22 protein-coding genes are annotated in these 21093 nt (G+C 71.3%); 17 read left to right on the top strand and 5 right to left on the bottom strand.

Translation table 11 applies throughout. The features are described from left to right. Nucleotides 1–30: 30 nt before the first annotated feature. Together FE374_RS12450 and FE374_RS12445 are read left to right on the top strand one after the other, a co-directional pair. Nucleotides 31–1575, top strand: a complete 1545-nt coding sequence (locus FE374_RS12450; RefSeq protein ID WP_139929474.1) for an arylsulfatase — start codon at nucleotides 31–33, stop codon at nucleotides 1573–1575. A 67-nt stretch (nucleotides 1576–1642) separates the two neighbouring features. Beyond that, the gene (locus FE374_RS12445) at nucleotides 1643–2575 is read left to right on the top strand and encodes a formylglycine-generating enzyme family protein (protein WP_223173736.1); all 933 of its coding nucleotides are present in this window, start codon (nucleotides 1643–1645) and stop codon (nucleotides 2573–2575) included. A gap of 61 nt (nucleotides 2576–2636) precedes the next feature. On the opposite strand, the gene FE374_RS12440 is transcribed toward FE374_RS12445, so the two are convergent. Beyond that, the gene (locus tag FE374_RS12440) at nucleotides 2637–3596 is read right to left on the bottom strand and encodes an HAD family hydrolase (protein ID WP_139929472.1); all 960 of its coding nucleotides are present in this window, start codon (nucleotides 3594–3596) and stop codon (nucleotides 2637–2639) included. A gap of 295 nt (nucleotides 3597–3891) precedes the next feature. Between FE374_RS12440 and FE374_RS12435 the strand changes: the two genes are divergently transcribed. Continuing rightward, nucleotides 3892–4617 (top strand): hypothetical protein, encoded by a 726-nt coding sequence (locus FE374_RS12435; RefSeq protein ID WP_139929471.1) that lies wholly within the window; start codon nucleotides 3892–3894, stop codon nucleotides 4615–4617. Between the two features lie 72 nt (nucleotides 4618–4689). Continuing rightward, a complete protein-coding gene (locus FE374_RS12430) occupies nucleotides 4690–6063 on the top strand; it encodes a glutamate decarboxylase (protein ID WP_230978288.1) in 1374 nt (457 codons plus the stop codon). A 265-nt stretch (nucleotides 6064–6328) separates the two neighbouring features. Here the strand turns inward: FE374_RS12430 and FE374_RS12425 are convergent, their stop codons facing one another. Next, the gene (locus FE374_RS12425; RefSeq protein ID WP_139929467.1) at nucleotides 6329–7051 is read right to left on the bottom strand and encodes an IclR family transcriptional regulator; all 723 of its coding nucleotides are present in this window, start codon (nucleotides 7049–7051) and stop codon (nucleotides 6329–6331) included. 87 nt (nucleotides 7052–7138) lie between these two features. Between FE374_RS12425 and leuC the strand changes: the two genes are divergently transcribed. Together leuC and leuD are read left to right on the top strand one after the other, a co-directional pair. Then, nucleotides 7139–8566, top strand: coding sequence for a 3-isopropylmalate dehydratase large subunit (gene leuC / locus FE374_RS12420; RefSeq protein WP_139929466.1), 1428 nt, complete (start codon nucleotides 7139–7141; stop codon nucleotides 8564–8566). Between the two features lie 19 nt (nucleotides 8567–8585). Continuing rightward, nucleotides 8586–9269, top strand: coding sequence for a 3-isopropylmalate dehydratase small subunit (gene leuD, locus FE374_RS12415; protein ID WP_139929465.1), 684 nt, complete (start codon nucleotides 8586–8588; stop codon nucleotides 9267–9269). A gap of 103 nt (nucleotides 9270–9372) precedes the next feature. On the opposite strand, the gene FE374_RS12410 is transcribed toward leuD, so the two are convergent. Next, entirely contained in the window at nucleotides 9373–9687 is a 315-nt protein-coding gene (locus tag FE374_RS12410) for an SHOCT domain-containing protein (protein WP_139929463.1), read from the bottom strand. Nucleotides 9688–9718: 31 nt separating this feature from the next. Continuing rightward, nucleotides 9719–10183: a DUF6325 family protein gene (locus FE374_RS12405; RefSeq protein WP_139929461.1), complete on the bottom strand. Its 465-nt coding sequence runs from the start codon at nucleotides 10181–10183 to the stop codon at nucleotides 9719–9721. 248 nt (nucleotides 10184–10431) lie between these two features. Here FE374_RS12405 and FE374_RS12400 point away from each other — a divergent pair, with 248 nt between their 5' ends. The 11 genes from FE374_RS12400 to FE374_RS12350 all read left to right on the top strand — a co-directional run bounded on the left by FE374_RS12400 (nucleotide 10432) and on the right by FE374_RS12350 (nucleotide 20247). Continuing rightward, nucleotides 10432–11262 carry a class II glutamine amidotransferase gene (locus FE374_RS12400; RefSeq protein WP_139929459.1) on the top strand — a complete coding sequence of 277 codons (831 nt, stop codon included), beginning with the start codon at nucleotides 10432–10434 and terminating at the stop codon, nucleotides 11260–11262. A gap of 60 nt (nucleotides 11263–11322) precedes the next feature. Further along, nucleotides 11323–11847, top strand: a complete 525-nt coding sequence (locus tag FE374_RS12395) for a hypothetical protein (RefSeq protein ID WP_168205679.1) — start codon at nucleotides 11323–11325, stop codon at nucleotides 11845–11847. Between the two features lie 185 nt (nucleotides 11848–12032). Next, nucleotides 12033–13379, top strand: a complete 1347-nt coding sequence (gene murA / locus FE374_RS12390) for a UDP-N-acetylglucosamine 1-carboxyvinyltransferase (protein WP_139929457.1) — start codon at nucleotides 12033–12035, stop codon at nucleotides 13377–13379. An 81-nt stretch (nucleotides 13380–13460) separates the two neighbouring features. Then, nucleotides 13461–13967 carry a mycothiol transferase gene (locus tag FE374_RS12385; protein ID WP_139929456.1) on the top strand — a complete coding sequence of 169 codons (507 nt, stop codon included), beginning with the start codon at nucleotides 13461–13463 and terminating at the stop codon, nucleotides 13965–13967. Nucleotides 13968–14230: 263 nt separating this feature from the next. Further along, nucleotides 14231–15193: an ABC transporter ATP-binding protein gene (locus FE374_RS12380; RefSeq protein WP_139929454.1), complete on the top strand. Its 963-nt coding sequence runs from the start codon at nucleotides 14231–14233 to the stop codon at nucleotides 15191–15193. 129 nt (nucleotides 15194–15322) lie between these two features. Continuing rightward, complete coding sequence (locus tag FE374_RS12375; RefSeq protein ID WP_139929452.1) at nucleotides 15323–16087, top strand: ABC transporter permease; 765 nt, start codon at nucleotides 15323–15325, stop codon at nucleotides 16085–16087. A gap of 80 nt (nucleotides 16088–16167) precedes the next feature. Then, nucleotides 16168–17403 carry a sensor histidine kinase gene (locus FE374_RS12370; RefSeq protein ID WP_139929450.1) on the top strand — a complete coding sequence of 412 codons (1236 nt, stop codon included), beginning with the start codon at nucleotides 16168–16170 and terminating at the stop codon, nucleotides 17401–17403. Continuing rightward, complete coding sequence (locus FE374_RS12365; protein ID WP_139929448.1) at nucleotides 17400–18005, top strand: response regulator transcription factor; 606 nt, start codon at nucleotides 17400–17402, stop codon at nucleotides 18003–18005. Before FE374_RS12370 ends, FE374_RS12365 begins: the two co-directional genes overlap by 4 nt. A 31-nt stretch (nucleotides 18006–18036) precedes the next feature. Beyond that, a complete protein-coding gene (locus tag FE374_RS12360; RefSeq protein ID WP_139929446.1) occupies nucleotides 18037–18873 on the top strand; it encodes a lysophospholipid acyltransferase family protein in 837 nt (278 codons plus the stop codon). Then, on the top strand, nucleotides 18870–19892 hold the full coding sequence (locus FE374_RS12355; protein ID WP_139929444.1) for an NAD(P)H-dependent glycerol-3-phosphate dehydrogenase: 1023 nt from the start codon (nucleotides 18870–18872) through the stop codon (nucleotides 19890–19892). Before FE374_RS12360 ends, FE374_RS12355 begins: the two co-directional genes overlap by 4 nt. A gap of 148 nt (nucleotides 19893–20040) precedes the next feature. Continuing rightward, the gene (locus FE374_RS12350; RefSeq protein WP_139929443.1) at nucleotides 20041–20247 is read left to right on the top strand and encodes a dodecin; all 207 of its coding nucleotides are present in this window, start codon (nucleotides 20041–20043) and stop codon (nucleotides 20245–20247) included. A 91-nt stretch (nucleotides 20248–20338) separates the two neighbouring features. Here FE374_RS12350 and FE374_RS19200 read toward each other — a convergent pair whose 3' ends face one another. Continuing rightward, nucleotides 20339–21022 (bottom strand): AMIN-like domain-containing (lipo)protein, encoded by a 684-nt coding sequence (locus FE374_RS19200; RefSeq protein WP_168205678.1) that lies wholly within the window; start codon nucleotides 21020–21022, stop codon nucleotides 20339–20341. Between the last annotated feature and the right edge of the window lie 71 nt (nucleotides 21023–21093).

Genomic DNA, 21093 nt, shown 5'->3' with positions numbered 1-21093 from the left:
TGGTGAGCCCACCGCCCGGAGGAGCGCGCCATGTCGGAGACCGAGAAGCCGAACATCCTGGTGATCTGGGGTGATGACATCGGCATCAGCAACCTCAGCTGCTACAGCGACGGGCTGATGGGGTACCGGACACCGAACATCGACCGCATCGCCGAGGAGGGGATGCGGTTCACCGACTCCTACGGGGAGCAGTCCTGCACCGCGGGCCGTGCCTCGTTCATCACCGGCCAGAGCGTGTTCCGCACCGGCCTGAGCAAGGTGGGCCTGCCGGGAGCCGACGTCGGGCTACGGGCCGAGGACCCGACGATCGCCGAGCTGTTGAAGCCTCTCGGGTACGCCACCGGGCAGTTCGGCAAGAACCACCTCGGCGACAAGAACGAGTTCCTGCCGACTCTCCACGGGTTCGACGAGTTCTTCGGCAACCTGTACCACCTCAACGCGGAGGAGGAGCCGGAGCTGGCGCACTACCCGGCCGCTGAAGACTTCCCGCGTTTCAGGTCGCGGTTCGGCCCGCGTGGGGTCCTCCACTCCTGGTCGAGCGACACGGATGACGACGAAGAGGACGGCCGGTTCGGGCGCGTCGGCAAGCAGCGCATCGAGGACACCGGACCGCTGACCAAGAAGCGGATGGAGACCATCGATGACGAGACGGTCGCCGCGGCGGCCGACTTCATGGGTCGCGCGCACGAGGCGAGGACGCCGTTCTTCGTGTGGATGAACACCACCCACATGCACTTCCGGACCCATACCAAGCCCGAGAGCCTCGGGCAGGCCGGGCGGTGGCAGTCGCCCTACCACGACACGATGATCGACCACGACCGGCACGTCGGGCTGCTTCTTGAGAGGCTCGACGAGCTGGGCATCACCGACAACACGATCGTCATCTACAGCACCGACAACGGCCCTCACATGAACAGCTGGCCGGACGGCGGGATGACCCCGTTCCGCAACGAGAAGAACTCGAACTGGGAGGGCGCGTTCCGGGTCCCCGAACTGATCCGCTGGCCCGGCCGCGTACCGGCGGGCGTCGTGTCGAACGAGATCGTCCAGCACCACGACTGGCTGCCGACGCTGCTCGCCGCCGCCGGTGAGTCCGACGTCGTCGAGAAGCTCAAGACGGGCCACACGATCGGCGACGTGACGTACCGGGTCCACATCGACGGGTACAACCTCCTGCCGTACCTGACGGGCAAGGAGGAGAAGAGTCCCCGGCAGGGCCTGGTCTATTTCTCCGACGACGGCGACGTCCTCGCTCTGAGGTGGGACAACTGGAAGGCCGTCTTCATGGAGCAGCGGACGCCTGGCACGCTCCAGGTCTGGTCCGAGCCGTTCGTCCCGCTGCGCATCCCCAAGCTGTACAACCTCCGCACCGACCCGTATGAGCGCGCGGACCTCACGTCGAACACCTACTACGACTGGTTCATGGACCACGCGTACCTGGTGCTGGCGGCCCAGGCGGTCATGGTCGAGTTCCTTGGGACCTTCCGCGAGTTCCCGCCGCGACAGAAGGCCGCCAGCTTCACGATCGACCAGGCCGTCGAGAAGCTCCAGGCCGCGCTCACCTCCGGGCACTGAGCCGGCCGTGCCTGAGAACATTCCGGGCGGTCGTCCGGACTTCACGCTCTCCGACCGTCGGGACGCGGTGCTCATCCCCGGGGGACACCATCTCGTCGGGTCCGACAGCCACTACGCCGAGGAGGGCCCGGCCCGGCACGTCCACGTCGACGCGTTCTGGATCGACGTCCACCCCGTCACGAACGACCAGTACGCGCGGTTCGTCGACCAGACGGGCTACGTGAGCGTCGCCGAGCGCCCGCTGGACCCGGCCGAATTTCCGGGTGCTCCGCCGGAGAACCTCGTGCCGGGCTCCATGGTGTTCACGGGCACCGCAGGACCGGTCGACCTGCGTCACCTGAGCCAGTGGTGGACGTGGACACCGGGCGCGAGCTGGCGACACCCGCAGGGCCCGGGCTCGACCCTCGACGATCGCGGCGACCACCCTGTCGTGCACGTCGCGTTCGAGGACGCCGTCTCCTACTGCGACTGGGCGGGCACGAGCCTGCCCTTCGAGGCTCAGTGGGAGGTGGCCGCACGTGGCGGCCTCGAAGCCGCGGCGTACACCTGGGGGGACGAACCCGAACGGCGCGGCGAGCGGTTGGCCAACTACTGGCACGGCGATTTCCCCTGGCGCCCGGAGCGGGGGTACGGGACCACGACGGCGGTCGGCTCGTTCCCCGCGAACGGCTACGGCCTTCACGACATGGCCGGCAACGTCTGGGAGTGGACGACGGACTGGTACGCCAGCGGCCCTGTGCGCATCACCGCCGAGTCACCGAGCTGCTGCGCGCCCGGGAGCGCGGCCGTGACGGCGGAGGACAGCCTTGACCCCGCGCAGCCTCAGTTTCGCATCCCGCGCCGCGTCATCAAGGGCGGATCCTTCCTCTGCGCCGACACGTACTGCCTGCGTTACCGGCCTGCCGCTCGCCGCCCGCAGATGATCGACACCGGGATGAGCCACATCGGATTCCGATGCTCCGTGAGCACGCCGGTGACCGCAGTATCGGTAGCACGGTGACCGTGTCGTCATCTACACGCGCGCGGTCACCGCGTGATCCTTCGAGTGATCGATCACGCTCCTATCCTTCGCCCCTCCGCTCCTCACTGCCATGGGCGTCGAACACGGAGAGCCAGTCGCGCTTCATGCTCACCACGGTCCAGCCACTGCTCTCAGCCCTCTCCAGCGCGCGCTCGGCTCCCGAGACGTAGCCGAACTCGCGCTCAGGATCGTCGTGCCTGACCAGCAGCCGCAGGAATGGCCGGTCGTCGTGCCGGGTGTACTCGAGCATCGGGATGTCGCCGTCGGCGTTCCCCGCGGCGAGCATGGGCCGCCGTCCGGTCCGGCTCCAGATCCGGACGGGCTTTTCCGGCCCGTCGTCGAGGAAGTCCGCGGCGGCGGTGCGCCGGATCGTTCCGCCGTGCTCGTCCGGCACGTACGTGAGGGCGGCGCTGCTCCCGATCACCCGCTCAGCGGGGACGCCGTACAGCTTCTCGGTGATCGGACGCATGAAGTCCCGGCCGCCGCCCGAGGCGATGTAGGTCGAGAACCCGTGGTCCGTCAGGTAGTGGAGGAGCTCGATCATCGGCGCGTATCCGCACTCGAGGTAGCGGCGGTTCAGGGTCGGGTGGCGAGCGTGGCTGAGGAACGACCCGGACCGCGCCATGAACGCCTCGACGCTGATCCCCGCGAACGCCTCGAGGATCCCTGCGAGGAGGGTGGGGAGCTCGCTGTCGTCGCCGGCGTAGTGAGCGGCGACGACCCGAGCGAACCAGCCGAGGTCGCGCGCGTGGGCGGCCTTCCAGGGCTGGCGTTCCCGCAGGCGGGGGTCCTCGTCGGCCATCTCGGCGAGCCGACGGACGATAAAATCGGCCTGGATCGGCATTGGCTTCTCGCACCACAGCGTGCCGTCGTTGTCGAAGACCGCCACCCGATGCTCGGTGGGCACGGGCTCGGTGCCATTCCCACCGGTGGTGCGGCGGACGAAGTCCTCAATGGCCTCGCGCGCCGGACCGGCGTTCCAGCTCGACAGTTCATTCATCCGGCTGACCTCCCACCTGTGGGCGAGCCGCCCGCCCCACTTTCCTACCGCGGAGCCGGTGGGCCCGGCTCCTCCCCTCCTGACGACATGCCTGCCGGCCCACCTTGTGGAGAGGACGTCCGCAGGGGTGAGGTGTCGCCGCCGTGGCCTCGTGACGTCCGGGGCAGGGCCGTGTCGGCCCGCGGGAGGTAACCATTCCCGGGCGAGGGGAACGGATCGTCTCACCCGGCCGGGATGAGTTCCCGGCGCGGGGCCGGGCCGAGCATGTGTCGAGAACCCAGCGGAGGGACGCGGCATGATGGTGCGGCCGGCCGCGCTCAACGCGGTCATCGCCTGGATCTTCATCGCCGGAGCCGCATGCTTTGCGCTGGGCGCGACGCCGGCCTACGTGGACGCCGTCGGCGGGCCGGCCGACTCCGTGACCTTCTTCGTCGGCTCAATCTTCTTCACGGTGGCCTCGTTCTCCCAGCTGCTCCAGGCCCAGAACCCGATACTGACCGACGTCGACAACACCGGTCAGCACGCCCCGCAGCCGCTGGGGCTGTGGGCCTGGCGGCCCCGCGACCTGAACTGGCTCGCTGCTTGCACCCAGTTCCCCGGAACCGTCTTCTTCAACGTCAGCACGCTCGCCGCCCTCATCCACAACGTCACCGTCGCCGAGGAGGATCGGCGCGTCTGGCGCCCGGACTTCTTCGGGTCGACGCTGTTCCTCCTCGCGAGCGGGCTCGGCATCCTCGCCGTCAGCGGCCGAATCGTCGCCCGACCTGGTCCGGCGGCGCGGAGCATCGCGTGGCTGAACATGATCGGTTCCGTCCTCTTCATGGCGTCAGCGCTGGCGAGCTACGTACTCCCCGGCACGGGGGAGATGCTCGCTAGCCAGATCTCCAGCGCTGGGACGTTGCTTGGAGCGCTCTGCTTCCTCGGGGGAGCGGCCCTCATGTTCACAGCCTGGAGGTCGGCAGTGGAGTCGAGGCAGCGTGACCGTCCCGGCGGCCACGGCGCGGACGGAGCGGCCACGTGACGGGTCGCGTGCACCCGGGGACGGGTTCCCGAAAAGTCAGGTCAATCCCACCCTCTGTAGAAGGAGATGTCCATGAGCCCCCCACCACGCGACGCCGACGCCGCACTGTTCGGAAACAGCTTCGCCATCGAAGAGGTGCCGACGAGGGAGTTTCCCGAGAACGGCATGACCGCCGTCGATGCGATGCGGCTCGTCGGGGAGGACCTTGCCCTGGAGGGCGACCCCGCTCGCAACCTCGCGACCTTCGTGACCACCTGGATGGAGCCAGAGGCACAGCGAGTCATTGCCGACAACCTGCACCGGAACTTCATCGACCACGCCGAGTACCCGCGGACGGCCGAGATCGAGCAGCGGTGCATCCGCATGCTCGCCGACCTGTTCCACGCACCCGGGGAGACGACGGGCGCGCGGACCCAGGGTTCGTCGGAGGCAATCATGCTCGGCGCGCTCTCCCTGAAGTGGAAGTGGCGCAAGCGCCGCGAGGCGGCCGGGGGGTCGACGTCGAGTCCGAACCTCGTGTTCGGCGGCGACGTCCACGTCGTCTGGGAGAAGTTCTGCCGCTATTTCGACGTCGAGCCGAGGATCGTGCCGCTGAAGAAGGGCAAGTACACGATCGGTCCGGAGGACGTAGCGCCCCATGTCGACGAGAACACGATCGGGGTCGCCGCCGTACTCGGTACGACCTTCACCGGGCACAAGGACGACATCGTGGGCCTCAACGACCTGCTGCTGCAGATCAAGGCGGAACGCGGTCTTGACGTCCCGTTACACGTTGACGGCGCTAGCGGCGGCTTCGTCTGGCCGTTCCTTTACCCCGACTCCGCGTGGGACTTCCGCCTCGAGCAGGTGCGGTCCATCAACGTGTCCGGACACAAGTTCGGGCTCGTCTACCCGGGCATCGGCTGGCTGATCTTCCGTGAGCGGTCCGACCTCGCCCCGGAACTCGTGTTCACGGAGAACTACCTCGGCAAGACGGACGCGACGTTCACGCTGAACTTCTCCACCGGCTCCGCGATGGTCCTGGCGCAGTACTACAACTTCGTCCGCTACGGCCGGGCGGGGTACACCTACATCATGCGGAACATGCAGCTCAACGCGCGGCTCCTGGCGGAGAAGCTGCAGGCCATGGGTCGCTTCGAGCTGATAGGTGCCGACGATGAGCAGCTGCCGCTCGTGGCCTTCCGGCTCACGGAGAACCAGGTGTACGACGAGTTCGACATCGCCTGGCAGCTGTCGGCCGAGCGCGGCTGGATGGTCCCGGCCTACACGCTTCCGCCCGACGCCCAGTCCGTGACGATCATGCGGGCGCTCGTGAAGCAGACGATGAGCCGCGAGCACGTGGACACGCTGGCGCGCGACATCGAGGAGGCCTGCGCGACCCTGGCCAAGAAGGGCGGGGCCCACGAGACGGAACGTCGTAAGGTCGTCACGGGCAGCGGCCACTGAGTGGTCGAGTGCCTGGGCCGATCATGCGGCGACCCAGGCCGGGCAGCTGCGGGGTCACCTCGCGGAGTTCCGGTCGCGGTCGCTACCGGCGGATCCATGCCCCTGAAGGTCATCGGGTCCTCGCCGTCGCCGTACCAACCGATGCCGACCCCTTCGCCGTCGGCGTCGCCCCGAGCCGTGAGTGCCGGCTCTGGTCGATCAGGGGGTGATCCGGCAGGCGCCTCTATGGTGGGGGAAGTACCCCCGCGGCACGTCCAAGGGGCGCTCAGCCCTCCTCTGTGCGCTTGAGCACCTCGGTGAGCCGGTTCGCAGCCGCGACGACGGCGGCGGCGTGCAGCCGGCCGGGCTGACGGCCCATGCGCTCGATCGGGCCGGAGACGGACACCGCCGCGAGCACGCGCCCCGACGGGCCGCGGACCGGTGCGGAGATGGAGGCCACGCCCGGCTCGCGCTCGGCGACGGACTGTGCCCAGCCCCGGCGCCGGACGGCGCTGAGCACCGTCGCCGTGAAGTTCGCCCCGTGCAGGCCGCGGTGCAGGCGGTCCGGCTCCTCCCAGGCGAGCAGCACCTGGGCCGCCGAGCCGGCGAGCATGCTCAACGTCGCACCGACCGGGATCGAGTCGCGCAGACCCATGGGGCGCTCCGCGGCCGCGACGCAGATGCGCTGGTCGCCCTGGCGGCGGAAGAGCTGCGCGCTCTCGTTCGTGTGGTCGCGCAGGGCCGTCAGGACCGGCCCGGCCGCGGCGAGCAGGCGGTCCTCGCCGGCCGCGGAGGCCAGCTCCGCCAGGCGCGGGCCCAGGATGAACCGTCCCTGCATATCGCGGGCGACAAGGCGGTGGTGCTCGAGCGCGACGGCGAGACGGTGCGCCGTCGGCCGGGCGAGGTGGGTGGAGCTGACCAGCTGGGCAAGGGTGGCAGGCCCGGCTTCCAACGCACCGAGAACCGTGGCGGCCTTGTCAAGGACGCCGACTCCGCTAGTGTTGTCCATGGAGCGATATTGACATCTCAGAGCGTGAGATGCAACTGTGCTGGGCGACACGTCCCGGGCGGGACTGTACGAGGAAGTGAGAGCGTGATGAGCGGAACGCTGGCCGAGAAGGTCTGGAACGCGCACGTGGTGCGCAAGGGCACCGACGGGGCGCCGGACCTGCTGTACATCGACCTCCACCTCGTCCACGAGGTGACCAGCCCGCAGGCCTTCGAGGGGCTCCGCCTCGCCGGCCGTCCGGTGCGCCGCCCGGACCTCACCATCGCCACCGAGGACCACAACACGCCCACCCTGGACATCGACCGGCCCATCGCCGACGCCACCAGCCGCACGCAGATCCAGACCCTGCGCAACAACGCCAAGGAGTTCGGGATCCGCCTGCACTCGCTCGGCGACGCCGACCAGGGCATCGTGCACGTCGTCGGCCCGCAGCTGGGCCTGACCATGCCCGGCCTGACGGTCGTCTGCGGCGACTCCCACACCTCCACCCACGGCGCCTTCGGCGCCCTGGCGTTCGGCATCGGCACCTCCGAGGTCGAGCACGTGTTGGCCACCCAGACGCTCCCGCTCGCCCCGTTCAAGACCATGGCGATCAACGTCGACGGCACGCTGCGCCCCGGCACCACGGCCAAGGACGTCATCCTGGCGATCATCGCGAAGATCGGCACCGGCGGCGGGCAGGGCTACGTCCTGGAGTACCGCGGCGAGGCCATCCGGAACCTCTCCATGGAGGCCCGGATGACCATCTGCAACATGTCCATCGAGGCCGGTGCCCGCGCCGGCATGATCGCCCCGGACGAAACCACGTTCGAGTACATCAAAGGCCGCCCGCACGCGCCCGAGGGTGCCGACTGGGACGCTGCCCTCGAGTACTGGAGGACGCTGCGCTCCGACGACGACGCCGTCTTCGACGTCGAGGTCGACCTCGACGCCGACTCCCTCGAGCCGTTCGTCACCTGGGGCACCAACCCCGGCCAGGGCCTGCCGCTCTCGGCCGCCGTGCCGGACCCCGTCGACATCGCCGACGAGGGTGCCCGCAAGGCGGCCGAGCGGGCGCTGGAGTACATGGCGCTCACGCCGGGCACCCCGCTGAAGGACATCCACGTCGACACCGTCTTCATCGGCTCGTGCACCAACGGCCGCATCGAGGACCTGCGCGCCGTCGCCGACGTCATCAAGGGCAGGAAGAAGGCGGACGACGTCCGCGTGCTCGTGGTGCCCGGCTCCGCCCGCGTGCGGCTGCAGGCCGAGGCCGAGGGCCTGGACCAGGTCTTCCTGAGCTTCGGCGCCGAGTGGCGCAACGCGGGGTGCTCGATGTGCCTGGGCATGAACCCCGACCAGCTCAAGCCGGGGGAGCGGGCGGCGTCGACGTCCAACCGCAACTTCGAGGGCCGGCAGGGGAAGGGTGGGCGCACCCACCTGGTCTCCCCGCTGGTGGCCGCGGCGACCGCGATCCGCGGCACCCTCTCGGCCCCCGCCGACCTCGAGCCCGCCCAGCAGCCCGTCCACGCCTGACGCCAAGGAGCACGTGACCATGGAGAAGTTCACCCAGCACACCGGCGTCGGCGTCCCGCTGCGCCGCAGCAACGTCGACACCGACCAGATCATCCCCGCCGTCTACCTCAAGCGGGTCACCCGCACGGGGTTCGAGGACGCGCTGTTCGCCGCGTGGCGCGGCGACCCCGAGTTCGTGCTCAACAAGCCCGCGTACACCAACGGCTCCGTGCTGGTCGCCGGCGCCGACTTCGGCACCGGCTCCTCGCGCGAGCACGCCGTCTGGGCGCTGAAGGACTACGGCTTCCGCGTGGTGCTCGCCCCGCGGTTCGCGGACATCTTCCGCGGCAACTCCGGCAAGCAGGGCCTGGTGGCCGGCGTCATCAGCCAGGAGGACGCCGAGATGATCTGGAAGGTGCTCGAGACCGAGCCCGGCACCGAGGTCACGGTCGACCTGGAGCACAGGACGGTCGCCGCGGGCGAGGTCCACACCACCTTCGAGATCGACGACTACACCCGCTGGCGCCTCCTGGAGGGCCTGGACGACATCGGTCTGACGCTCCAGAGCGAGGCGGACATCACCGCCTACGAGGCCGAGCGCGCCGCGTGGCGGCCCCTGACCCTGCCGGCCAAGCACCTGCCGCCGGTGCACATCATGGCCGCCCGCCCGGTCGGGTCGGACGGCGAGGGCCTGCCGGCCCACGCCGACGCGCCCCTGGCCTGAGGCTCACGCCGACGCGCCGCTGCCTGAGGATGGGTCCGGGCGGGGCCGCGGACCGCTTAGTCCGCGGCCCCGCCCGTCGTCAGGTGCCGGGCATGCCCCGTTCTCAGCCCGCGAGGATCCTGGCCTTCTGCGCCTCGAACTCTGCGTCGCTGAGCACCCCCTGCTCTCTCAGCGCGCCGAGCTCCTTGAGCTGGGCGAGCTTGGAGTCCATGCCGGAACCGGCGGGTGGCGCGGCCACCGGCTCGGGGGCGGCGTACTGCGGGGGTGCCTCGTACTGCGGCGGGGCGGCGGACTGCGGTGCTGCCTGCTGCTCCTGGTCCGCCCAGCGGCCGGCCTGGCGCCGGGAGACCCGGTTCGACACCGCGGTCGCCGTGCCCGCCACGACGGCGGTTCGGGCGACTCCTCGAAGAAGTCCCATCGTCTACCTCTCTCTCGTCACCGACTGGTCGTCACGCCGCGTGCTCGATGTCGTCGAGCGCGGCCAGGATCGCCTGGACGGGGAGCCGGCCGCTCGCGACGAGCTGGCCTCCCGCACGCCGGACGGCCGAGGCGAACGGGGCCGCCCACAGGTTCTCGTAGATGAGCACGCCGCCCGAGCTCCCGGCTTCGAGCACGTTGCCGATGTCCGCCACGTCCTCGTCACCGATGAGCCCCGAGGAGGCGCCCTCGAAGAGCTGCAGATCGAGCTGGTCGTCCCCGTCCAGGTCCTTCAGGGTCAGGGCCGCGATCGAGCCGTCGGTGTCCTTGCGGACGAAGACGAAGTCGAGGATGCGGATGATGCCCCGCTCCACGAGGTCGATCAGGAGCGGGAACGCCTCGCCGCGCATCCGGTTCCCGGGGAACTCCACGACGATGTAGTCGATCGGCCCGGTCGAGTCGTACTCCTCGGTAAAGGCCTCAATGTTCTCCGCCATGGTGCTGCCTCCAGTGGCACGTCGGGCGACCTGTCGTGACCCAGCATGGGACGTCCCCGCCGGTCAGACGTCATCCTCGGCGGGTGGACGTGCAGCCGTCGCCGGCGCCTCGTCAGCTGGTACGCGACGCGCCCGGGTAGCGGGTGAGGACGAGCGGCGGGATGATTGCGGAGGCCACTACCGCTCATACCCGGCGGACGAGGCGCGCCCGCCCGCAGCCTGGTTCGGTGACGGGTATGTGCAGATGGATGGTGTACTCAGGGGATCCGCTTGTCGTCGAGGAGCTGCTCTTCAAGCCCGAGCACTCGCTGATCGACCAGAGCCTCCACTCGAGGATGGGCGCCACCACGACCAACGGCGACGGCTTCGGGATCGGCTGGTACGACGACGGCCCCGAGCCCGGCATCTACAAGGACGTGGCCCCGGCATGGAACGACGCAAACCTGCGGGAGGTCTCCCGGCATATCCGGACCCGGATGATGTTCGCCCACATCCGAGCCTCGACCGGGACCGCCGTGCAGCGCAGCAACTGCCATCCCTTCCGGCACGGCAAATGGCTGTGGATGCACAACGGGGCGATCAGGGGCTTCCCAGAGGTCAAGCGCGATCTCCTCATGACGGTGGACCCGTCGCTCTACCCGGACATCGAGGGCTCGACCGACTCCGAGACGCTCTTTTTCCTCGCCCTCACGTTCGGGCTGGAGGACGACCCGATCCGGGCGGTGGCCCAGGCCGTCGGGGAGGTCGAGCGCCTCGGAAAGCGCCACGGAGTCGAGAACCCGGTCCAGATGACCGTGGCCGCCACGGACGGCAACTCGGTCTGGGCGTTCCGCTACTCCAGCGAGGGGCGGACCCGGACGCTGTTCTTCTCGACCAAGGTCGCCCGCCTGCTCGAGCTGCACCCGGAGGTCGAGGTGCTCTACCGCCTCGGCGAGGAGACGAGGTTCGTGGTCTCAGAGCCGCTTCGCGATCTCACCGGTGCGTGGAACGAGGTGCCGGAGTCCAGCTGCGGAGTGGTGGGGCCGGGGCACGCGGAACTCAGGTCGTTCCAGCCCGAACCGCTGCCGCTGGCCGGCTGAGCGACGACTGCCGGCGGCGGTGCCGGGCGGGCACCGGACCAGCGAGCTATCGGAGGTGCCATGGCCACCCCGGACGGGAAGTCCTCGTCAGCCGGATCCGGGCATCGTCGCCTGGTCCGGCACCCGTCCGAGCACGCGACCGCCACCGGCATCTACGGGATCATCGTCGGGTCGGCGGTCCTGGCCAGCTCCCACGCGGAGACAGCGGTGGCGATCGACGTCGCGGTCCTGGTCACCCTGCTCATCTATTGGGCGGCGGAACGCTACTCGCGCCTGGTGGCCGCCCGCATCCACGACGGCGCACGACCGAGCTGGGTCCAGGTGCGGCGTGAGCTGACGTCGGGCTGGGAGTTTGTGACGGCGTCGGCCCTGCCGCTCGTGGTCCTGCTGCTCACGCGCCTCGCCGGTGCCTCGCTCGACACCGCGGTGCTCGCTGCCCTCTGGTGCAGCACCCTCCTGCTGTGCCTGTCCGGGTGGGAGATCGGTGCCTCGGGCCGTCTCTCCCGCGCCGAACGGTTCGGGGTCGCGCTCGTCGCCGGACTCTTCGGGGTGGCGATGATCGTCCTCAAGTCGCTGCTGCACTGAGGTGCTCACGGACCGCTCGCCGGCTTCCGCCGGGTTGGTGCGGGTCTCCGCCGGCTCGGGGCTGGCTGTGTTGGAACCGACAGGGGCCAGGGGTGCCACGCCCGCGGGCCCCCGACGTATCCTGACGTCTCGCGGACCACTCCGGTCCGCTTCCGACAACGCCCCCAGCGGGCTGTGAGGTGTGTATGAGCGGGCTCCTGACTGTCGAGGGTGGCACGCCCCTGAAGGGCGAGATCACCGTGCGCGGGGCGAAGAACTTCGTCTCCAAGGCCATGGTCGCCTCCCTCCTCGGTGAGGACGCCTCCGTGCTGCGCAACGTCCCGCAGATCCGGGACGTCGACGTCGTCGCGGACCTGCTCCGGCTGCACGGCGTGACCGTCCAGCACGACCGCGACGCCGGCGTCATCGCCCTGGACCCGAGCAACGTCGAGTCCGCGCACGTGGCGGACATCGACGCCTACGCCGGCTCCAGCCGCATTCCGATCCTTTTCTGCGGGCCCCTGCTGCACCGCCTCGGCGAGGCCTTCATCCCCGACCTCGGCGGCTGCCGGATCGGCGACCGCCCGATCGACTACCACCTGGACATCCTGCGCCAGTTCGGCGCCGTCGTGGACAAGCGGGTGCAGGGCATCCACATCTCCGCGCCCGGCGGCCTGCGCGGGACGAAGATCGCGCTGCCGTACCCCAGCGTCGGGGCCACGGAGCAGACGCTGCTCACCGCCGTTCGCGCGGACGGGCTCACCGAGCTGGCCAACGCCGCCGTCGAGCCGGAGATCATGGACCTGATCGCGGTGCTGCAGAAGATGGGCGCGATCATCTCGGTCGACACCGACCGCACCATCCGCATCGAGGGCGTCGCCCGCCTGCACGGTTTCAACCACACCGCGCTCGCCGACCGTATCGAGGCCGGCTCGTGGGCGTCGGCGGCCCTGGCCACCGGCGGCGACGTGCTCGTCCGCGGTGCGTCCCAGCCGGAGATGATGACGTTCCTCAACACCTTCCGGAAGGTCGGCGGCGCGTTCGACGTGCGCGAGGACGGCATCCGGTTCTGGCATCCCGGCGGAGAGCTCAAGTCCATCGTGCTCGAGACCGACGTCCACCCCGGGTTCATGACGGACTGGCAGCAGCCGCTGGTGGTCGCGCTGACCCAGGCCACCGGCCTGTCGATCGTGCACGAGACCGTCTACGAGAACCGGTTCGGCTTCACCGACGCCTTGCGCGGCATGGGCGCGACCATCCAGATCTACCGCGAGTGCCTCGGCGGGCTGCAGTGCCGCTTCGGCCAGCGCAACTTCAACCACTCGGCCGTCATCTCCGGGCCCACCCCGCTGAAGGCGGCGGACATCGAGGTGCCGGACCTGCGTGGCGGTTTCTCCCACCTCATCGCGGCCCTGGCGGCGGAGGGCACCTCGCGGGTGCGCGGCATCGACATCATCAACCGCGGCTACGAGCACTTCATGGACAAGCTCGAGGCACTGGGCGCCAAGGTCTCGCTCGCCGAGTCCCAAGGCCAGGTCGCCCTGGCCGGCTGAACGAACCCGCCTCGGCGCCGTCCGGCACGTTCCCGCGCCGAACGCGTGCACAGCCCACGCCGCGGCGCCACACTGGCGCGCATGAACACCACCGAGCTGCTCAGCGACGCCTACGGCCGACTGCCCGACGGCGTCGCCCGCCTCCTCGACGGCCTGGACGAGGCCGGCCTCACCGCCCGTCCGGACGCCGAGGCCAACACCATCGCGTGGCTGGTGTGGCACTTGGCGCGCGGCCAGGACGCCCAGGTCGCAGCCGTCGCCGGGACGGAGCAGCGCTGGACCGCGGACGGCTGGGCCGACCTGTTCGCCCTGCCGTTCGACGCGGCGGCCACCGGGTACGGCCACTCCAGCGAGGAGGTGGCCGACGTCCGGGCCAGCGCCGCCGACCTGCGCGGCTACCTCGACGCCGTCCACCGCAGCACCCTCGCCTACCTCGGCACCCTCACCGGGGACGACCTCGACCGGGTCGTCGACACGAGCTGGGACCCGCCAGTCACGCTCGGGGTGCGGCTGGTGAGCATCGTCGCCGACGGATTGCAGCACCTGGGTCAGGCCTCCTACGTGCGCGGTCTGTACGAACGCGCCTGACCCCCGCCCGCGACATGTCGAGTTCTCCGCGACATGTCATGTCGTCCGCAACATGTCATGTTCTCCGCGACATGTCATGTTCTCCGCGACATGTCATGTCTTCCGCAACATGTCATGACATCTCGCGGAGAACTTGACATCTCGCCGCGAACGGGTGGCCATCGGCCGGCATGACAGATGTCATGGCCGGCCGATGACTCGCACACCCGAGCCGGTGACGCCGCGCACTGCTCGTGGCCCGGATCCCGCGAGAGCGTGGAGCCATGCACACCACCGACTCCGTCATCAGCGTCACCGGCCTGCGCCGCTCCTACGGCCGCGGCGCCGCGGCCTTCGAGGCCGTCCGCGGCGTCGACCTCACCGTCCGGCGCGGCGAGCTCTTCGCCCTGCTGGGGACCAACGGCGCGGGCAAGACCTCTCTGCTGGAGGTGGTGGAGGGCATCGCCCCGGCCACCGCCGGCGAGGTCCGCGTCTTCGGGCTGGACCCGTACCGCCGTCGCGGCCAGGTCCGCCCACGCACGGGCATCATGCTGCAGGAGGCGGGGTTCCCCTCCGACCTCACGACGGCGGAGACCGCCCGGATGTGGGCGGGCACCCTCGCGGCGCCGCGCGGTGTGGGGGAGAGCCTCGACCTCGTCGGTCTGGGCCACCGCCACCACGTGCCGGTGAAGTCCCTCTCCGGCGGAGAGCGCCGCCGGCTCGACCTCGCCCTCGCGCTGATGGGCCGGCCCGAGATCCTGTTCCTCGACGAGCCCACCACCGGGCTCGACCCGCAGTCCCGGCGCGACGCCTGGGAGCTCGTGCGTGCCCTGCTCGGTGAAGGCACCACCGTGGTGCTCACCACGCACTACCTGGAGGAGGCGGAGGAGCTCGCCGACCGGCTCGCGATCATGCACGCCGGTGAGATCGTCCGGACCGGCACCGTCGCCGACATCGTCGCGTCCGAGCCGGCGCGCATCCGCTACCGCACCGACCACGCCGCCCTCGCCGACGTCGACCGGCTCTCCGCGCTCCCGGCCCTGACCGGCTGGCCGCGCGCCGACGCCACCGGCGTCTTGCTGGAGAGCACCGACCTGCAGGCCACGCTCACCGCCCTGCTCGCCGTCGCGGACGACGCCGGGGCGCGGCTGACGAACCTCGATGCCAGCTCCGCCTCCCTCGAGCGGGCGTTCCTCGCCGTCGCCGAGGAGTCGGCCCCGCCCGTGCCGCAGGCGGTCGCGGCGTGAGCGCCCGCACGACGCACGCCCCCGCGGCCCCCACCCGTACCGCTCCCCACGTCACCAAGGACTCCGCCATGACCACCGTCACCAGCAACCGCCGCGAGTGCCGCCCGCCGCTCCGCACCGGCCCGCACCATGTCCCTCGTCCGCGCCGAGATCCTCCTGCTCGTGCGCAACTGCACCACGCTCTTCAACGCCGTCGCGCTCGCCCCAGCCACCGTGGCCTTCATCGCGTGGATGGGCGGCGACTCGCTCGCCGCCGACGGCGCCTCCGCCGCGGCAGGGATGCTGCTGACGGTCCTGGTGGCGATCGCCCTCATCTTCGTCGTCTACTACAACCTCACCACCACCCTGGTGGCGCGCCGCGAGGAGCTCGTGCTCAAGCGACTGCTGACCGGCGAGGTCTCCCGCACCGAGATCGTCGCCGCGTGCGCCACACCGGCGCTGCTCATCGTCCTGGCGCAGGTCGTCCTCGGCTTCGCCGCGACCGGGGTGTGGTTCGACCTGCCCCACGTGCAGAACGTGCTGTGGCTGCTGGCCGCGCTGGCCGGCGGGTCGGTCGTGTTCGTCCTCCTCGCCGTCGCCAGCTCCGGCGTGACCCGCACCGTGGAGTCCGCACAGCTGACCACCCTGCCGGCGATCATGATCGCCATGGCGCTGTCCGGGTTCGCCATCCCGGTGCACGTCATGCCCGAGGTCGTCGCCACCATCGCCTCCTGGACGCCGATGTACCCCGTCGTCGCTCTGCTGCGCCACGGGTTCGGCACCGTCGGGGTGGACGGCACCGTGTTTTCCGGCACGCTCGCCGACGTCGCCCAGCCGCTCGCCTGCCTGCTTCTGTGGGCCGTGCTCGGCGCCTACGGTGCCCGGCGGTGGATGCGCTGGGACCCGCGCCGCTGACGAGCTTCTGCCGCCGGTCCGCCCCGCAACCGTGGCGGACCGCCGTCGTCCAGAACAGCCCGGAGGGAGAGGATGACCTCATGACGAGCATGTTCGCCGCGTGGCGCCGCCGCACCGACCCCGAGCGGTTCGACGCCTACACCCGCTGGTCGCTGTACCTGATCCTCGTGACCGTCCCGCCGCTCATGGCCGTGGGCGTGGTCGGGGCCGAGCGGCCCACCCAGGTGGTCGGCGTCGGCTACCTGGTCCTCACCGCCGCCCAGGTGGTCGCGGCGGTCGTCGTCACGCGGGGGTCGCTGTTGCGGGCGCTCGGTGGAGCGCCCGTGCCACGTCGCTGGGTGCTCGTCCTGGCCGTCGTCACCGTGGCCGCCGCGGTCGTCGCCCTGACCGGGCTGGGCACCGACGGGGTCGACCCGTTCGGCGGGCGCGCCGTCGCCGTGACAACCACCCTTGGCACCACCCTGCTTGCGGTGGCACCCCAGCTCAGGTCGGGGATCGTCGTGCTCGCCGCGGTGGGGGTGGCGGTGGCGGCGGGCGTGGCGGACCTCGACGACGCCGCCACCCTGGTGCCGCGGATCGTCTCGGCCTTCTTCATCGTTGCCAGCCTGGCGATCAGCTTCCGTCTCTCGGCCTGGATGCTCGGCGTGGTCTGGGAGCAGGAGCGCGCCCGCACCGTCCACGCCCGGCTCGCCGTCGCCGAGGAGCGGCTGCGCTTCTCCCGGGACCTGCACGACGTCGTCGGCCGCACCCTCTCCGCCGTCGCCCTCAAGAGCGAGCTCGCCGCCGAGCTGGCCCGCCGGGGCCAGGACGGCGCCGTGGAGCAGATGCTCCAGGTGCGCGAGCTGGCGCAGGACTCGCTGAAGGAGATGCGCGGCGTCGTTGCCGGCTACCGGTCGGCCGACCTGACCGCCGAGCTCGAGGGCGCCCGGTCCGTGCTGCGCTCAGCGGGCGTGCACACCCGCGTCATCGGCGACGCGACCGGGGTCCCGGACCCGGTGCAGGAGGCGCTGGCCTGGGTGGTGCGCGAGGCCGTGACGAACGTCGTGCGCCACTCGAGCGCCACCTCCTGCACGATCGACCTCGCCGTCGCGCCGGACGGGCCCGGACCAGACGGCCGCGTGGCCCGGCTCCGCGTTACCAACGACGGCGTGACGCCTGCCCCCACCCGCCGGCCGGGGTCGGGGCTCGTCGGGCTCACCGAGCGGCTCGCTGCCGTCGGCGGCGAGCTGGCGGCGACGGCGGTGCCGGGCCGGTTCACCGTCGAGGCCATCGTGCCGCTGACGGTGGCGAGCACTGGCACGATGGACGCTCAATGATCCGCATCCTCCTGGCCGACGACGAGACCCTCATCCGCGACGCCCTCGCCGGGCTGCTGGGGCTGGAGGAGGACCTGGAGATCGTCGCCACGGCAGCCTCCGGCCCGGAGGCCGTGGCGGCGGCCCGCAAGCACAGCCCCGACGTCGCCGTCCTCGACCTGCAGATGCCGGGCCTGGACGGGATCGCCACCGCCGCGCAGCTCACCGAGCAGGTGCCCGGGTGCCGCAGCGTCATCGTCACCAGCCACGGCCGCCCCGGTTACCTGAAGAAGGCGCTCGCGGGCGGCGTCGCCGCGTTCCTGCCCAAGACAGTCTCCGCGCGCGTGCTCGCGGACGTCGTGCGCCAGGTGCACGACGGCGGCCGGTACGTCGACCCCGAGCTCGCCGCGGAGGCCATCAGCGCCGGCGACTCCCCGCTCACCCCGCGCGAGGCCGACGTGCTCGAGCTCGCCGCCGACGGCGCGCCGGTGGAGGAGATCGCCCAGCGCGCCCACCTCAGCCCGGGCACGGTGCGCAACTACCTCTCCGCCGCGGCCGCCAAGCTGGGCGCCGCCAACCGTCACGAGGCCGTCCACGTGGCCCGCCGGCACGGGTGGATCTGAGGCACCCACGCCTACGGTTAGCATCGTGCGAGTGGCACGCAAACAGACGGGGTTCTACCGGTTCATCGCCGCCGTCCTCCAGACCGTGATGCGGGTGGTCACCGTGCCCACCTGGCGCGGCGCCGAGCACCTCCCGGCGGGCGGGTTTCTCGCGGTGGGCAACCACGTGTCCAACTTCGACCCACTCACCTTCGCGCACTTCCTCCACGGCAACGGCGTGCCGCCGAGGTTCCTCGCCAAGTCCTCGCTGTTCGAGGTGCCGGTGCTGGGCCGGATGCTGCGCCGCCTCGACCAGATACCGGTCTACCGCGGCACCGCCCAGGCGGCCGAGGCGCTGGTCGCCGCCGAGGCCGCGCTGGCGGCGGGGGAGGGCGTCGCCGTCTTCCCGGAGGGGACCCTCACCCGTGACCCCGCGATGTGGCCGATGAGCGGTAAGACCGGCGTGGCCCGGCTCGCGCTGCGCACCCGGGTGCCGGTGATCCCCGTCGCCCAGTGGGGCGCGCACCTCGTGCTGCCGCCCTATACGTCCTCGTTCCGGCCCCTGCCGCGCAAGCCCGTCACCGTGGTCGCCGGGCCACCGGTGAACCTTGACGATCTCTACGACCGGCCCCTCGAGCAGGAGGTCCTGCAGGAGGCGACCCGGCGGATCATGGCGGCCGTGACCGCTCAGCTCGCCGATATCCGCGGCGCGACACCGCCCGCCGAGCCCTACGACATGCGACGCGACGGCGATCCCCACGCCGCCGACGACGCCGCCCGGGCCGCGCGCAAGGCCGCCCGGGTCGCGCACAAAGCGCGCGGGGCCGCCCGCAACGCCGCCCGCCGGCAGCGCCCGGCCGCCCCGACCCCTTCTGAGGAGGCCCGATGAGCTTGCCGGACGAGACACCGCTGCGCGCCACCGTGCTGGGCACCGGCGCCTGGGGCACCACCTTCGCCGCCGTCCTGGCCGACGCCGGCTCCACGGTCCGCCTTTGGGGCCGCAGCCCGGAGGTGGTCGAGGAGATCGCCCGGGACCACCGCAACACCCGCAACCTGCCCGGTGCTGAGCTGCCGGCGTCCATCACGGCCACCACGGACTTGACGGCGGCGGTGTCGGACGCGCAGGTGCTCGTCGTCGCGCTGCCCTCCCAGTCCGTCCGCGCCGTGCTGGCGCCCCTCGCCGGCACCCTGGCGCCCGGGTGCGTCGTCGTCTCCCTCATGAAGGGCGTCGAGCTCGACACTGACCTGCGGATGAGCCAGGTCCTCGCCGAGGCCCTTCAGGTGCCCTCCGCGCGCGTGGCGGTGGTCTCCGGGCCCAACCTCGCCAAGGAGATCGCCGCCCACCAGCCCGCCGGCGCCGTCGTCGCCGCCGAGGACCCCGCCGTGGCGGCACTGGTCGCCCGGGCCTGTGCGGCCACCTACTTCCGGCCCTACACCCAGACCGACGTGGTGGGTGTGGAGCTGGGTGGTGCCGTGAAGAACGTGATCGCGCTCGCCGTCGGGATGGCGCAGGGGCGTGGGTACGGGGACAACACCAAGGCCACGCTCATCACCCGCGGGCTGGCGGAGATCGCGCGCCTGGGCGCCGCCCTCGGGGCGCAGCCCGCCACCTTCGCCGGGCTGGCCGGCATGGGTGACCTCGTGGCCACCTGCGCCTCGCCCCTCTCGCGCAACCACACCCTCGGTGCGCACCTGGGCGCCGGGAAGCACCTGGAGGAGGCGATCGTGCTGACCGGCGGTACCGCCGAGGGCGTGAAGTCGTCGCGCTCGGTGCTCGACTTGGCCCGTCGCAACGGCGTGGACATGCCGATCACCGAGGCCGTAGTCGCGGTGCTGCACGAGGGCCTCCCGGTCACGGAGATGACGCGCACGCTGCTGGACCGGCCCCTCAAGCACGAGCGCGCCTGACCGGGCGGGCGGGCGTTTCGTACCCGGTCGGTGAGCCCGCCCCGCCGTGGCGGGCCGTTCGGCGGGATGGGTGGGCGGTGCCGCGGTTGCCGCACCCGGTGGTCCGCGGGAACCTGGGGCGACCTGCACCCCAGCCCGGGAGGTCGTCATGTCTGACTACACGTACAAGATCACAGAGATCGTCGGCACATCGCCCGACGGCGTCGACCAGGCCATCCGCAACGCCGTCGCCAAGGCCAGCCAGAGCTTGCGCGGCCTGGACTGGTTCGAGGTGACCCAGGTGCGCGGCCACCTCGAGGAGGGCACCGTCGCGCACGTCCAGGTGACGCTCAAGGTCGGCTTCCGGCTGGACTGACCAAGAGCGCCCGAACGCTGTTGTCGGGCGCGAACAGCCGCGCTCGGCGTACCTGCCTGCGCTCGCCCGATGGACCGGGCGGGCGGAGCCGTCAGCCGGCCGTCTGCACGTCGACGACGACGCGGGCCGGGTCGGTGAGTGCGAAGACCCGGAACGGCACCTGCTCGTCGACCCCGATGAACGCCTGGTTCTGGCCCTCGAATATCCCCGAGACGTACACCTCCTCGACCTCCTCGGCGCTTCCGGCGTCGAAGGAGCCCATGGCGAGCTTGTCGGTCTCCGCCTGCCCCTCGGGAATGCGGAAACCGGTGAGGATCACCTGGAGCGTGGCGTCGCCGTCGACATCGATCTCGTCGCCCTTGCCCTCGGAGATGGCCGCGTCGACGTACTCCACGCGCCAGCCGGGTGAGTCGGAGCCCTCGAGGTCGAACACGACACGCTCGTAGCCCTCGTGCGCGCCCACCCGCACGCCCACCGGGAGGAGGTCGCCGCCCGAGCCGGGCCAGTCCGCCGAGCTCTGCGGCTCGGTGCCGAAGGCGACGTCGGGCTCGTCGGTCTCGTCCGCCTGGCCCGCGGTGCCGTCGCCGCCGGTGGCTCCGTCCGTCGCACCGGACGTGGCGCCGTCCGTGGCCTCGTCGGCCGGCGTCTCGGACGCGCTGGTGGTGGTGGCGCCGCCCGCGGGGGTCGGCTCGTCACCGCTGTCGGTGTTGCACGCGGTCAGCGTCAGCGCCAGGCCCACGGTGATGGTCACGGCGACCTTGGTCGACGTCCTCATGGCTCCTCCGTCCCTCGCGGCTGGCAGCCGCCTCCGGTCACCGTACGTGGCGGCCGGGTGACCGCCCCGCA

The sequence above is a fragment of the Georgenia yuyongxinii genome, assembly GCF_006352065.1.
Classification (GTDB): Bacteria; Actinomycetota; Actinomycetes; order Actinomycetales; family Actinomycetaceae; genus Georgenia; species Georgenia yuyongxinii.
The sequence above is the reverse complement of the archived record's forward strand: the minus strand, read 5'-3'. Positions and strand labels throughout refer to the sequence as shown.